Genomic DNA, 13,015 nt, shown 5'->3' with positions numbered 1-13,015 from the left:
AAGCAATCTAACTCATAAAAAAACACATATTCATTTCAGAAAGGGAGATTACGATGGAAACTTTAGAAAAACTCATCTACGACCTGTATAAGAAAAACGCACGTCAGTGCACAGACGAAGAAATCTACAATGCATTATTAATCTATACAAAGAACCAGCTCTTCGAAAGAGGCTATCAGGACGGAAAGAAGAAGATTTATTATATTTCCGCTGAATTCCTGATCGGTAAATTATTATCCAACAACCTGATCAACCTTGGAATCTACGATGATGTTGCTAAATTCTTAAAAGAAAACGGCAAAGAAATCGCTGCTATCGAAGAAGTTGAACCGGAACCATCTCTTGGTAACGGCGGTCTTGGACGTCTGGCAGCATGCTTCCTGGATTCTATCGCAACTCTGGGACTTCCGGGCGAAGGTATTGGTCTGAACTATCACCTCGGACTGTTCAAACAGCTCTTTGAGAACAGACTTCAGAAAGAAACTCCGAACCCATGGATTGAAAAACACAGCTGGCTCACACCTGCAGGTGTTTCCTATACTGTACCGTTCCGCGGATTCTCACTGAAATCTTCCCTGTACGATATCGACGTTGCAGGCTACAATAACAAATCCATTCATCTGCACTTATTTGACATCGATCTGGCAGACGAATCTATGGTTCACGATGGAATTTCCTTTAACAAAAAGGACATCCTTCACAACCTGACACTGTTCCTGTATCCGGATGACAGCGATGATGACGGACGTAAACTCCGTATCTTCCAGCAGTACTTCATGGTATCCAATGCTGCACAGTTCATTCTTGACGAGGCAACAAAGAAAGGCTGCAATCTGCATGACCTTGCAGACTACGCAGTGATCCAGATCAACGATACTCACCCAAGTATGATCATTCCTGAACTGATCCGTCTCCTGACAGAACGTGGAATCGCCTTTGATGAAGCTGCTGAAATCGTATCCAAAGTATGTGCTTACACAAACCATACCATCCTTGCAGAAGCTCTGGAAAAATGGCCAATGGACTACCTTCTTGATGTAGTTCCTCACCTTGTACCAATCATCGAAAAGCTGGATGAAAAGATCAAAGCAAAATATCCTCAGGAAAATGTAGCCATCATCGACAAGAACAACCTGGTTCACATGGCACATATGGATATCCACTATGGATTCTCCATCAACGGTGTTGCTGCCCTGCATACAGAAATCCTGAAAACAAGCGAACTGAAAGCTTTCTATGATATTTATCCGGAGAAATTCAACAACAAAACTAACGGTATCACATTCCGCCGCTGGTTAATGCACTGCAATCATCCGCTGACAGACTATATTACCTCTCTGATCGGTGATGAGTTTAAAAAAAATGCAACTGCTCTGGAAAATCTCCTGAAATATAAGGATGATGAGGCAGTTCTGAACAAGCTTCTTGAGATCAAAACAGAAGCTAAGAAAACCTGTAAAGAATTTATCCTCTCTAACACAGGTGTTGAAATTAATGAGAACAGCATCTATGATATCCAGATCAAACGTCTCCATGAGTACAAACGCCAGCAGTTAAATGCTCTGTACATCATCAGCAAATATCTGGAGATTAAGGGTGGAAAGAAACCTGCTCAGCCTGTAACCTTTATCTTCGGTGCAAAAGCAGCTCCTGCTTATGTGATCGCAAAGGATATCATTCATCTTCTGCTCACACTCCAGGATCTCATCAAAGATGATCCGGAAGTTGCACCATACATGAAGCTTGTTATGGTTGAAAACTACAATGTATCCGCAGCCGAAAAATTATTCCCTGCATGCGATATTTCTGAGCAGATCTCCCTGGCTTCCAAAGAGGCAAGTGGTACAGGTAACATGAAGTTCATGCTGAACGGTGCCGTTACTCTGGGAACTATGGATGGCGCTAATGTTGAGATCAGCGAACTGGTTGGTGAAGATAACATCTATATCTTCGGTGAATCCAGTGAGAAAGTTATCGAACATTACGAGAAAGCTGACTACTGCTCCAGAGATATTTATGAAAATGACAAACGCATCAAGGAATGTGTTGACTTCATTGTAAGTGAAAAGATGCTGGCACTTGGCCACAAAGAAAATCTCGAAAGACTGCACCACGAACTGGTAAGCAAAGACTGGTTCATGACATTGCTTGACTTCAACGATTATGTTGAGAAAAAAGATCAGGCACTGGCTGATTATGCAGACAGAAAAACATGGGCTAAGAAGATGCTGGTTAATATTGCAAAAGCCGGATTCTTCTCTTCTGACAGAACTATCGAGCAGTACAACAACGATATCTGGCACCTGACACCGGCAAAATAATCCAATAAAATTTATGATCATATAAATTCTGTAAAAAATTCAACAGCAGGCATTGTATATTCAATGGAATATACAGATGTCTGCTGTTTTATATTTATCAGGTCATAAAAATCTCTCACTATGTTAATTTTAATCAAATCAGACTATAACTACGGCAACCGAATTCGAGCAAAATATACCGCTTTATATATCCTTGTAATAAGCTGGAGATATAACATCCGCCTCCTTGCAGGAGCATCCGTTCTCGTAACTGTCACAGCAGTCACAGTTTGAACAGTACATATGGGTATCCGGAATATAGAACAATCCTCCATAAAGCGGTGAAGTACGGAGTTCTTTTGACTCTTTCTTGCTGTTGGCAAAATGGATTCCATTAGAGATTAGCATATTTTCAGGTTCATACTGAGAGAAATCAAAATAATGTCCCTGTGTTCCATGATGGGGCACCTTGATACACCAGTAATGTTCGTATAATGGCAATTTTCCATCATAGTTCTCTGCGATCATTTTCAGATGCTCAGGCTGTGCATCCCCGGTAAACAAAAGATTTAATTCTCCGTCTCTGGCATTCTGGAACACAATACTGATCTTATGCTTGAACTGCCGCAGATTTATCTGATTCTCATTCAGCCATGCCAGCAGTTTCTTAAAATCAGGAAGTGCTTTGATTCTGCGAAATTCACGTTCATACACATATGCCCGGATAATTTTCTGACGGACCTCCGGCTGTTCTGTCAGCTCAGATGCTGTTGAATCTGTTTCTTTTTCCACAGTTTCCGCTGGTTTATTGCCTTCAGCAGTCATAGACCATACGATCAGTCTCAGTTTCTCTGCAAATTCAAGCAGAACATCCATTACTTCTTTAAATTTCCCGTCTTCACAGATTCTGTTATAGACTTCGTCCGTCTCCTTCCGGATTACATCTGTATCCGGCCAGAGTGCCTGATATTTGTTTTCAAACAGTTTTCCCCTGCTTAACAGTTCCACGTTCTGTTTGTTCTCCAGAAGTGCATCCACCAGTGCAAACAGGCTGACCTGACGGCTTGGCAGTCCGGATTCTTTTAACAAATCTGCCAGAAGCAGCAGCACCAGTGTTCTGCTCATTTCTTTTTTTGAAAAAACATCGGGAAGATAAATTTTCCCAAAGTCAACAGAAATATCTTTTTTCTTCATCATATAAAGAAGCCCTGACAGATGATCCATATGAAAATGTGTCAGAAGCAGATTTTTACTCTTGATCGTAGACAGATCTGAGATGATCACATCAAATATTTCTCTTCTGGGGCGCCCCTCTATCCTGCTGTTATTTGTTCCGAAATCTACCAGCAGACTCTTCTTTCTGTCCCGGAGACAGAAGCAGTCTCCGAAACCTACATTATACATTCGTACCTTCATTCTTTTCCCTCTTGTTTACAATGGTTGATTTTATTTTAATATAGGGAAATTGGAAATGCAAGAGGGTGTTGTTTGTGTTATTATAGTGTCGTATGATTACTGGTTACTGTTCACATATCACTATTCCGCGAGGTGTTTTAGCATAAATATGCCAAAATCCCGAGACATACAAGCCAAAATCCCATTGCCGCAGGCAATCTGGAATGAATTTTGGCTGCGTTACTGAGAACAGAGTAAACAGTAACTCATCTGAAATAAAAGAACGTGTTTGAAAAATGTTTTTTGCAAGATGTGTGTCACAATTTGTGAGAATGATTTTTCAAATACACCTGAGGAAAAACAAATATAAAATATCAGCAGAATGGAGATAGAACACTTATGACAAAACAGGAATTGGCTCTCGAGGTCATTGAACGGTTAAAAAAGGAATATCCTGATGCAGACTGCACTCTGGATTATGATAATGCATGGAAATTACTGGTAAGTGTGCGTCTGGCTGCACAGTGTACAGATGCAAGAGTAAATGTAGTTGTACAGGATCTGTATGCAAAGTTTCCTACTGTAGAAGCTCTTGCAAATGCAGATGTTGCAGATATCGAAGCAATCGTACGTCCCTGTGGTCTGGGTAAGAGTAAAGCAAGAGATATCAGTGCCTGCATGAAAATCCTCCACGAACAGTATCATGACAATGTTCCCGGGGATTTTGATGCTCTGCTGAAGCTTCCCGGAGTTGGAAGAAAGAGTGCCAATCTGATTATGGGAGATGTATTCGGCAAACCGGCGATCGTGACAGATACCCATTGCATCCGTCTCTCCAACCGCATCGGTCTGGTCGATAATATGAAAGAACCTAAGAAAGTAGAAATGGCTTTATGGAAGATCATTCCGCCCGAAGAAGGCAATGATCTCTGCCACCGCCTGGTCAATCATGGCCGCGATGTCTGTACAGCACGCACTAAACCTTACTGTGACAGGTGCTGTCTGAATGATATCTGTGAAAAAAATGGTGTAGACAGCCAGGAATAATTACTTTATACACATATAACCAAAATAATCCATACCATTATACACATTATCCCAAAGAAAATCCCCATCTCTGTGTTTCTTTAACCAGAGCGTGTCTGAAAAAGGCTTTCTGCAAGATGTGCGTCACAATTTGTGGGATATTTTGCCCGGATGAGGGCGCCGTAGCGGGCTACGGCAACTGAATTCGGGTGAAATATCCCGCAAAGTGGGGCGTGCAGATTGCGGGAATGATTTTTCAGACACACTCTAGCTCAGCAGATGAGGACTTTCTTATTTGCCTAAATGTGCTCCTCAAGGCTTGCGAAGAAAAGTTCATAGAAATCGTCTTCCCCTGCAAGCTTCGGAGAGTTTTCACCTCCACCGTTGGTACTTCTTCGCATGGTAGCATAAAATTCTTCTCCGGCTGTGATCAGATCCATCTCATAAATCTGATATCCCAGTTCCCGACACTTCGCGCAGAAAGCGGCAAGTGGCTGTTCTGCCTTTCTGGTGTCCATCAGTTCCTGCCAGATGTTACGGTCTTTCAGCGCTTTTTCTCTTAATTCGTCTAACATTGCTCCGATTTCCATAATAACATTCCTCCTCTTTGTTTTCTGACCTTCATCAAATAACTATTCCATCGTTATCTGCTGAATTGTTACTTCATCAGTTCATAATAAAATATATACTGCTGCATCACGCCCCGACAGCCCTTATAACGTCTGTTTGGAAATCCCCGTTTATAATGGGCATCCAACGCCTGGCGGATGTGAGTATCTACAGGAAATGCATCCAGCTGATGCAATCCGAAAAGACAGATACAGTCAGCTACTTTCTCACCAACTCCATATAGTCCCAGCAGTTCTTTTCGTGCAGCTTTATAAGTCATATCATGCAGACTGTTAAGTGAAATATCTCCGAAACAGACTTTTCTGGCTGTGTCCAGCACATATTTTGCTCTGTATCCCAGATTACACTCCCGAAGCTGTTCTTCCGTTGCCAAAACCAGTGCCTCTGCAGTCGGAAACGCATAATATTCTGCACCTGTGCTGCTTGTTTTTCTTACTCCAAATTCCCGGCTGATATTTTCAATACACTTCTTTATTCTTGTAATATTATTCTGCTGAGAGATCAGGAATGAAATAATCATCTCCCACAGGTCCTGCTGCAGAATGCGGATTCCGCTTCCCATCTCTCCTGCTGCTGTCAGATATTTATCCCTTGGATTAATCATGTTTATATATTCACTGTAATCACAATCCAGATCAAAATACCGGATCCAGAAGAAAATGAAATCTTCTTCCGGACAAAAGAAATTGACAATTCCTCTCTCCTGAGTCAGTTCCAGATATTTATCTCCCGCAATCACCCGGTAACGATCATCACCGATCTGATCCATCCGAAAGCACTGCCCGGATCTGCAGATCTGCCCCAAGTCAAAATTATCCATTTCTATTGTCAGCATACTATATAACCCCTTATCCTTCTGTTACCAATGTTACTAATAACTCTTTTTTTTCTTGATGAATATATGAATGTATTATATACTATTCTAAGTATAAACGTAAAGCAGAAAGGGGTTCTTACCAATGAAATTTATATATCCTGCGGTTTTCCGCAAAAATGAAGAAGGCAGATATAAAGCATTTTTTCCGGATCTTGCCTGTTGTGAAGCTGAAGGCGACACTCTCGACGATGCGATTGATAATGCAAACGAGGCTGCTTATAACTGGATTTATGCAGAAGTAATGGAAGATGAAATGGATCTCCCTGCAATTTCCGATGAATCCGATCTGGATCTGCTGGAGGGAGATATTGTAAGAAATATTCAGGTCAACATCCGTATGTATGACGGATGGGATGAGTAACCACTACCCGCAACGACAAATTACAGAAATTCAGCTCCGTTATGTTACAATAAAACAAACATTAACGGAGCTTTTTTATTATTTAAATCTGCTCAGACGCACTTCGGTGTACTATCTGCAAAACGATTTTTTTCTCTCGTTTTGCACTTCAAAAAAGGAGGTTTTACTATGAACACAAAAAAGTTCAAAAAGTTCTTTGTGAGTATTGCACTCAGTGCTGTTCTCACGTTATCGTCCGCTTCCTCTGTATTCGCAGCCACAGCACAGCTGGTACCCGCTGAACAAACTGCGAAACTGACTCAAAGTAACGATTCTGATGCCCCTGCCATTGAATCATCTGATGCACAGAATGCCTGCGCTTCTCTTACCGCCCAGCCAGGGATCAGCCAGACAGCAGCTTCCGAGAATTCTGTAACTATTCAGTGGAACCCTGTTACCAATACTTCCAAATATGCTGTCAATATCAGCCCTTTAAGTTCCTCTTCTTATCGTTTTCTCGGCTATATTGGCAATACCCACAATAAAGCTAAGATCAATAAGCTAAAAGCAGGAACTGCTTACGTTATTAAAATCACAGCACTGAATTCATCCGGCATTGCGATTTCTTCCCGTACTGTGGGATGTACCACGCTTTATTCAAAGGTAAAGATTAAATCTTCCTATGCATCAACCGGCAGATATACCTTCAATATGCAGACTGTAAACCCTTCAAACTCCATTACAGGTTATAAGGTTGTATACCAGAGTTCTGCAGCCCACAAACTTATAACTAAATATTTTAATACCAGATATTCCTTTACCATTCCAATATCCGGCAATACATTTTATCAGGTGAAGATTTACCCTTACCTGGTTCTGGGAAATAAACGGTATGTAAGTTCAACCTCTACGGACAGATATATTTCCAATGTCATCACTCTTCAGAAAGCAGGCAACACAAACAGCTCCATGAGCGTAAAATGGAACAGAACTGCCGGTGCAGACAATTACAGTATTTACATAAAATATCCGGGAAGCAGTTCTTTCAAAAAAGTAAAAACAACAACTTCCAATTTCTTTACACTCACCGGAATGAAAAAGAATACCAAGTACGGCATTAAGGTAATTGCCAATAAAAAAGTGAAAAACAAAGTATGGCATTCTGATTCCAAAGCCTATAATATGTCCTTAGTCTGACCATAGTTATCCATAGCAATTGCATAAATCCGGCTACGTTATCAATGACGTAGCCAAAATTTTATATTGACTTTCCCATATCTGAGTGATACACTGATTGTAATTGAGACAAGGGGTGCTTGTGTAAACAGGCTGAGAGTAAGCTGTATCGCTTTAACCCATTACCTGATTTGGATAATGCCAACGTAGGGAAAGTTATAGTTCTTCCACACTGCAATATGCTTGTTGGCATATTGCAGTTTTCCTTTTACTCTGAACGGACATATCATATTATCTCCCCCCTGTTTTAATTGCGGACAAATAGTCAGGCAAATGATTTCACACGCCTGAAAGGCAATAAAATATTGCCACGACAGACCGGGGGCACCACTCTCTGTCACACCAATAGTTTACTTAAAAACTTACGAATATGCGCAGGTGCAAGTCCCTGCTGTATGCAGGAGGCGCAGTTCATTTAATATTGCTGTTTATCTATTACTATGTGCAGCAATTAAGAGCCCACAGTGCAGGGCAAGGAGGAAAAAATGACACAGTATACAACGCAGATGGACGCGGCACGTCAGGGAATCATCACACCACAGATGGAAATCGTAGCAGAAAAAGAACACTTTGACGTGGAAGAATTAAGAGAACTGATTGCAAAAGGACAGGTAATTATTCCCTGCAACAAAAATCACAAGAGCATCAGTCCGAGCGGTGTCGGTGCAAAGCTGACCACCAAGATCAATGTAAATTTAGGTGTTTCCAGAGACTGGAAAGACGTTGATATGGAATATGAAAAGGTACATTCAGCAGTAGAAATGGGTGCAGAAGCCATCATGGATCTCAGCTCCTACGGAGATACCAGAAGCTTCCGCCGCAAACTTACATCCGAATGTCCGGCAATGATCGGTACTGTTCCGATCTACGACGCAGTAGTATATTATCACAAAGCACTTGGCAAGATTACTTCTGAAGAGTGGATTGATATCGTACGTATGCATGCAGAAGACGGCGTGGATTTTATGACTATCCACTGCGGTATGAATCGTGCAACCGCAGCACGTTTCAAACAGAATAAACGTCTCATGAACATTGTTTCCAGAGGTGGTTCTATTATGTTCGCATGGATGGAAATGACAGGAAAAGAGAACCCGTTCTATGAACATTTTGATGAAATTCTTGATATCTGCAGAGAGTATGATATCACTTTAAGTCTGGGAGATGCATGTCGTCCCGGATGTATTGCAGATGCAACTGATACTGCACAGATTGAAGAGCTGATCACTCTCGGTGAGCTTACCAAACGTGCATGGGAAAAGGATGTTCAGGTTATGATCGAGGGACCCGGCCACATGCCGCTGAACCAGATTGCAGCTAATATGGAAATCCAGAAAACTCTTTGCCATGGCGCTCCTTTCTATGTACTTGGACCGCTTGTAACAGATGTTGCTCCCGGATATGACCACATTACTTCCGCAATCGGCGGTGCGATTGCTGCTTATTCAGGTGCTGCTTTCCTCTGCTATGTAACACCTGCAGAACATCTTCGTCTGCCAAATGCAGCTGATGTAAAAGAGGGAATTATCGCTGCCAAAATTGCTGCTCATGCTGCTGATATTGCCAAAGGAGTTCCCGGTGCCGCAGAATGGGATTATAAGATGAGCGAAGCGAGAAAACGTCTTGACTGGGAAGAAATGTTCAAACTCAGCATGGATCCTGAGAAAGCAAGACGCTACCGCGCAGAGGCCAAACCTGAGAAAGAAGACACCTGCAGTATGTGCGGAAACTTCTGTGCCGTAAAGAATACAAACCGTATTCTGGATGGTGAAATTGTTACTATTTTTGATGAATGATGCTTTTATAAAAGCCGTATTTCAACATGTTTGATTGTTGAAATACGGCTTTTTATTTACTATATCTTCATCATATCTGACATAATACATCCACCGGCTGAACCATGTTCCATAATCTCATTTAACTGTCCTGTTCCCGGATGTATCCCTCCTATGGCATATACAGGAATCTTTACTGCTTTACAGACATTCTCCAGAAATTCCAGTCCTCTGGGTGGAAGTCCTTTTTTACAGTCAGTTGTATAAATATGTCCTGCCGTAAGATAATCAGCTCCCAGACTTTCTGCTTTCAATGCATCTTCTACGGAGTGGACCGAACTTCCGATCTGCCGGAAACCTCCAAGCTTTCCCTCATATTTTTCCAACAGAAATATTGGCAGATGAATGTATGGATGATGCAGTTTTTCTGCTACGTTTACATAGGTATGTAATATGCAGGGAACCTGATATCTCTTACAGATTTCCAGTATCTGCTCTGCCAGACGAGAATATTCTTCCTCCGGCAGATCCTTTTCCCTCAGAATAACCGCCTTCGGATGAAGGCTGCATACACGCTCGATCTGTTCTGCAAAGGGACGTTGACACAGGGAGCGGTTGGTCACTGCAATTACATTTTCATAAGGATTTTTCTGCATTTTAGAGGTACACATAATCATTCATAACCGGCTGAAGATCATGATCCAAAAGTGCCTTATAGACTTCATCTACAGACCTTCCGTCTGAAATCTCAAACTGGTCATCTCCTTTATCTTCGATATCCTCCACATGACTTCCGATTCCTGTGCTGACTCCTGCTGAAATCTTTGTCGCAGCAATTCCAACCAGGTTATCGCGTACACGCTCACACTCTCTGGTAGATACCGTAATGCTTGCAAATGGCATGAACAGACGATAGGCGCAGACCACCTGAAGCAGCTGTGGTTCATGTACATCCATAGGATTAATACGGTCATTGTTGATGATCGGCCGAAGTCTCGGACATGAAAATGCAATCTCTGCATGAGGATATTTTCTCTGCAAAAGATATGCATGATATCCGGTGGCAAAAGCATCCTTACGGAAATCATCCAGTCCCAGAAGTGCAGCAAATCCTACTCCTCGCATACCACCCTTTAAAGCACGTTCCTGTGCGTTCAGACGATAAGGAAATATACGCTTGTGCCCTGCAAGATGCAGAGTTTCATACTTATCTGAATTATAAGTCTCCTGGAATACCGTTACATAATCAGCTCCGCATTCATGGAGATGTGCATACTCATCTGAATTCATAGGATAAACTTCAAGTCCGATTACTTTGAAATATTTCCGGGCAATCTTACATGCTTCTCCGATATATTTTACATCAGATTTTGCTCTGCTCTCTCCTGTGAGAATCAGAATTTCCTGCAGTCCTGTCTTTGCGATAGCAGCCATTTCCTTATCAATCTCTTCTGCATTCAGCTTTGCTCTGCGGATCTTATTATGGCAGTTAAATCCGCAGTAAATACAGTAATTCTCACAGTAATTTGCAATATAAACAGGGGTAAACATATACACACTGTTCCCAAAATGTTTCCTGGTTTCTTTCTGCGCAGCCTGTGCGATTTCCTCCAGAAGAGGCAATGCAGCCGGAGACAGCAGTGCCTGAAAATCCTCTGGTGTACGGTTATCATGAGCAAGTGCCCTGCGTACATCTGCCTCTGTATATTTATCATAATCGTAAGCATTCATGGCAGAAATAACCTGATCCATCACGTCTGATTCTTCCAGTACTTCCATTCCCGGAAGATATTTCATATGATCGATCCTGTTCTTTTTCATATCTTCCAGAATCACTTCATTGACAATACTTTCGTTGAAGTGTTCCCCATGTTCCATATTTTTTTCTGTTGTTTCCATTGATGTTTTCTCCTCTTTATTACCATTTGGCAACTTTCGTTTTCCTATAAATTAATACCTACTCCGCAGTTATAGCAATCCTCTAAAATAATGCATCTTAGAATGATTTTTTATTTATTACTCATGAAGAAAACCAGTCAGTGGAGAGGATGCGCTTGCACCTTTTTCCAGGGTTCTTCCCAGTCCGGCAAGGTATGCACTTCGTCCTGCTTCAATAGCTTTTTTAAATGCTTCAGCCATTATCTGCACATCACCTGCTGTAGCAATCGCAGTATTTGCCATAACTGCAGATGCCCCCATCTCCATGGCTTCACACGCCTGAGAAGGACGTCCGATTCCTGCATCTACAATGATCGGGAGCTCAATTTCGTCAATCAAAATCTGGATAAATTCCTTAGTGCACAGACCTTTATTAGAGCCGATCGGAGAACCCAGCGGCATGATGCAGGCAGCTCCGGCATTTACCAGATCTCTGGCTGCATTCAGATCCGGGTACATATAAGGCATTACTACAAATCCTTCTTTTGCAAGAATTTCTGTAGCTTTAACAGTTTCATAGTTATCCGGAAGCAGATATTTTGAATCATGGATCACTTCGATCTTTACGAAATCACCGCATCCGATTTCTCTGGAAAGTCTGGCAATACGAACTGCTTCTTCTGCATTTCTGGCACCTGAAGTATTGGGAAGAAGAGTAACATTTTTCGGAATATAGTCCAGAATATTTGCCAGTCCACCTTCATTGGCACGACGCAGAGCCAAAGTGATGATCTGCGCATCTGCCTTTTCAATACATGCTTTCACCAGATCCAGAGAAAATTTTCCGGATCCCAGAATAAAACGGGAAGTAAATTCATGACCTCCCAAAATCAGTTTGTCTTCATTATTTGTACTCATAATTTAAGTCCTTCTTTCGTATATTATAATGTGATATCAGGATATTCCTGTTTATCTTCCACCTCCCATGAAGCTGACTATTTCCAGTATGTCATTTTCATGTAAAACAGTAGTGCTGTACTCGGCTTTTGACAGAATTCTTTCATTTAATTCTACTGCGATCTGGCTGGGCACATAGCTGTTTTCCTCCAGATATTGCCCTATTGTAAGAGTATTCTGCAATTCTTTTGTTTTTCCATTAACAGTAATAAGCATACTTTCTCCTTTCCGGGAAAAGAAGGTCCGGCCTCTACAACATAAAAAAGAGTCCACAAAAGAATACACCCGCGGTGGTGCACCCCTTCATGAACTCTGTTCACTCTCATCTTTCCCAATATTCATCTGTTATAATGTAAATTTCCCTGTAAGCCCCCGGCTTTCTCTCGCTTATTACAGATTGATTACCGGACAGCTGAATTTCTTCAAATGCATGAGATAAATAAAAAGGAGATGCCAGTCATCTCCCTTTAAAATCATATCTTATAGGTTCCTACGTTGGCATTATCCAAATCAGGTATATGGGTCGAAGTTGATGACTTCCTCTCAGCCTGCGCTCACAAGCTCCCCTTTCTTTACATGGGTAAGTATAATCTTTTATCCC

General features: G+C 41.7%; 11 protein-coding genes, 2 pseudogenes and 2 riboswitches. Of the genes and pseudogenes, 6 read left to right on the top strand and 7 right to left on the bottom strand.

What is annotated here, in order from left to right:
- The first annotated feature begins 53 nt into the window (after positions 1-53).
- The gene (locus LJE11_RS04290; protein WP_118338973.1) at positions 54-2,321 is read left to right on the top strand and encodes a glycogen/starch/alpha-glucan phosphorylase; all 2,268 of its coding nucleotides are present in this window, start codon (positions 54-56) and stop codon (positions 2,319-2,321) included.
- A 183-nt stretch (positions 2,322-2,504) separates the two neighbouring features.
- Here LJE11_RS04290 and LJE11_RS04285 read toward each other — a convergent pair whose 3' ends face one another.
- Positions 2,505-3,716, bottom strand: a complete 1,212-nt coding sequence (locus LJE11_RS04285) for an MBL fold metallo-hydrolase (protein ID WP_118569150.1) — start codon at positions 3,714-3,716, stop codon at positions 2,505-2,507.
- Between the two features lie 378 nt (positions 3,717-4,094).
- Here LJE11_RS04285 and LJE11_RS04280 point away from each other — a divergent pair, with 378 nt between their 5' ends.
- The gene (locus tag LJE11_RS04280; RefSeq protein ID WP_025579857.1) at positions 4,095-4,742 is read left to right on the top strand and encodes an endonuclease III domain-containing protein; all 648 of its coding nucleotides are present in this window, start codon (positions 4,095-4,097) and stop codon (positions 4,740-4,742) included.
- Positions 4,743-4,822: 80 nt separating this feature from the next.
- On the opposite strand, the pseudogene LJE11_RS20245 reads toward LJE11_RS04280, so the two are convergent.
- Positions 4,823-4,921: pseudogene (locus tag LJE11_RS20245) on the bottom strand (DUF6783 domain-containing protein); the annotation flags it as partial.
- Between LJE11_RS20245 and LJE11_RS20240 the strand changes: the two are divergent.
- Positions 4,880-5,284: pseudogene (locus LJE11_RS20240) on the top strand (DUF6783 domain-containing protein). The pseudogenes LJE11_RS20245 and LJE11_RS20240 overlap by 42 nt on opposite strands.
- Before the next feature lie 95 nt (positions 5,285-5,379).
- Here LJE11_RS20240 and LJE11_RS04270 read toward each other — a convergent pair.
- Positions 5,380-6,186: a DNA-3-methyladenine glycosylase family protein gene (locus LJE11_RS04270; RefSeq protein ID WP_055053335.1), complete on the bottom strand. Its 807-nt coding sequence runs from the start codon at positions 6,184-6,186 to the stop codon at positions 5,380-5,382.
- Positions 6,187-6,310: 124 nt separating this feature from the next.
- On the opposite strand from LJE11_RS04270, the gene LJE11_RS04265 reads away from it, so the two are divergent.
- The 3 genes from LJE11_RS04265 to thiC all read left to right on the top strand — a co-directional run bounded on the left by LJE11_RS04265 (position 6,311) and on the right by thiC (position 9,600).
- A complete protein-coding gene (locus LJE11_RS04265) occupies positions 6,311-6,589 on the top strand; it encodes a type II toxin-antitoxin system HicB family antitoxin (protein ID WP_008707065.1) in 279 nt (92 codons plus the stop codon).
- 168 nt (positions 6,590-6,757) lie between these two features.
- A complete protein-coding gene (locus LJE11_RS04260; protein WP_119253087.1) occupies positions 6,758-7,765 on the top strand; it encodes a fibronectin type III domain-containing protein in 1,008 nt (335 codons plus the stop codon).
- Between the two features lie 101 nt (positions 7,766-7,866).
- Positions 7,867-7,975, top strand: a riboswitch (TPP riboswitch).
- A 314-nt stretch (positions 7,976-8,289) separates the two neighbouring features.
- A complete protein-coding gene (thiC, locus tag LJE11_RS04255; protein ID WP_008707069.1) occupies positions 8,290-9,600 on the top strand; it encodes a phosphomethylpyrimidine synthase ThiC in 1,311 nt (436 codons plus the stop codon).
- A 59-nt stretch (positions 9,601-9,659) separates the two neighbouring features.
- On the opposite strand, the gene LJE11_RS04250 is transcribed toward thiC, so the two are convergent.
- The 4 genes from LJE11_RS04250 to thiS form a co-directional block, all read right to left on the bottom strand.
- On the bottom strand, positions 9,660-10,235 hold the full coding sequence (locus tag LJE11_RS04250; protein WP_020993274.1) for a thiamine phosphate synthase: 576 nt from the start codon (positions 10,233-10,235) through the stop codon (positions 9,660-9,662).
- A 1-nt stretch (position 10,236) separates the two neighbouring features.
- Complete coding sequence (thiH, locus tag LJE11_RS04245; RefSeq protein WP_173701071.1) at positions 10,237-11,478, bottom strand: 2-iminoacetate synthase ThiH; 1,242 nt, start codon at positions 11,476-11,478, stop codon at positions 10,237-10,239.
- Positions 11,479-11,595: 117 nt separating this feature from the next.
- Entirely contained in the window at positions 11,596-12,375 is a 780-nt protein-coding gene (locus LJE11_RS04240) for a thiazole synthase (protein WP_008707074.1), read from the bottom strand.
- Between the two features lie 51 nt (positions 12,376-12,426).
- The gene (gene thiS, locus LJE11_RS04235) at positions 12,427-12,630 is read right to left on the bottom strand and encodes a sulfur carrier protein ThiS (RefSeq protein WP_008707075.1); all 204 of its coding nucleotides are present in this window, start codon (positions 12,628-12,630) and stop codon (positions 12,427-12,429) included.
- Between the two features lie 253 nt (positions 12,631-12,883).
- Positions 12,884-12,992, bottom strand: a riboswitch (TPP riboswitch).
- Between the last annotated feature and the right edge of the window lie 23 nt (positions 12,993-13,015).

This window comes from Blautia sp. DFI.1.216 (assembly GCF_020594215.1).
Lineage (GTDB): Bacteria > Bacillota > Clostridia > Lachnospirales > Lachnospiraceae > Blautia_A > Blautia_A wexlerae.
The sequence above is the reverse complement of the archived record's forward strand: the minus strand, read 5'-3'. Positions and strand labels throughout refer to the sequence as shown.

What these genes read in the sequence shown, in the direction of transcription:
- LJE11_RS04290 (WP_118338973.1), top strand. Translation starts at nt 54, where the DNA reads ATGGAAACTTTAGAAAAACTCATCTACGACCTGTATAAGAAAAACGCA.
- LJE11_RS04285 (WP_118569150.1), bottom strand. Translation starts at nt 3,716, where the DNA reads ATGAAGGTACGAATGTATAATGTAGGTTTCGGAGACTGCTTCTGTCTC.
- LJE11_RS04280 (WP_025579857.1), top strand. Translation starts at nt 4,095, where the DNA reads ATGACAAAACAGGAATTGGCTCTCGAGGTCATTGAACGGTTAAAAAAG.
- LJE11_RS04270 (WP_055053335.1), bottom strand. Translation starts at nt 6,186, where the DNA reads ATGCTGACAATAGAAATGGATAATTTTGACTTGGGGCAGATCTGCAGA.
- LJE11_RS04265 (WP_008707065.1), top strand. Translation starts at nt 6,311, where the DNA reads ATGAAATTTATATATCCTGCGGTTTTCCGCAAAAATGAAGAAGGCAGA.
- LJE11_RS04260 (WP_119253087.1), top strand. Translation starts at nt 6,758, where the DNA reads ATGAACACAAAAAAGTTCAAAAAGTTCTTTGTGAGTATTGCACTCAGT.
- thiC (WP_008707069.1), top strand. Translation starts at nt 8,290, where the DNA reads ATGACACAGTATACAACGCAGATGGACGCGGCACGTCAGGGAATCATC.
- LJE11_RS04250 (WP_020993274.1), bottom strand. Translation starts at nt 10,235, where the DNA reads ATGCAGAAAAATCCTTATGAAAATGTAATTGCAGTGACCAACCGCTCC.
- thiH (WP_173701071.1), bottom strand. Translation starts at nt 11,478, where the DNA reads ATGGAAACAACAGAAAAAAATATGGAACATGGGGAACACTTCAACGAA.
- LJE11_RS04240 (WP_008707074.1), bottom strand. Translation starts at nt 12,375, where the DNA reads ATGAGTACAAATAATGAAGACAAACTGATTTTGGGAGGTCATGAATTT.
- thiS (WP_008707075.1), bottom strand. Translation starts at nt 12,630, where the DNA reads ATGCTTATTACTGTTAATGGAAAAACAAAAGAATTGCAGAATACTCTT.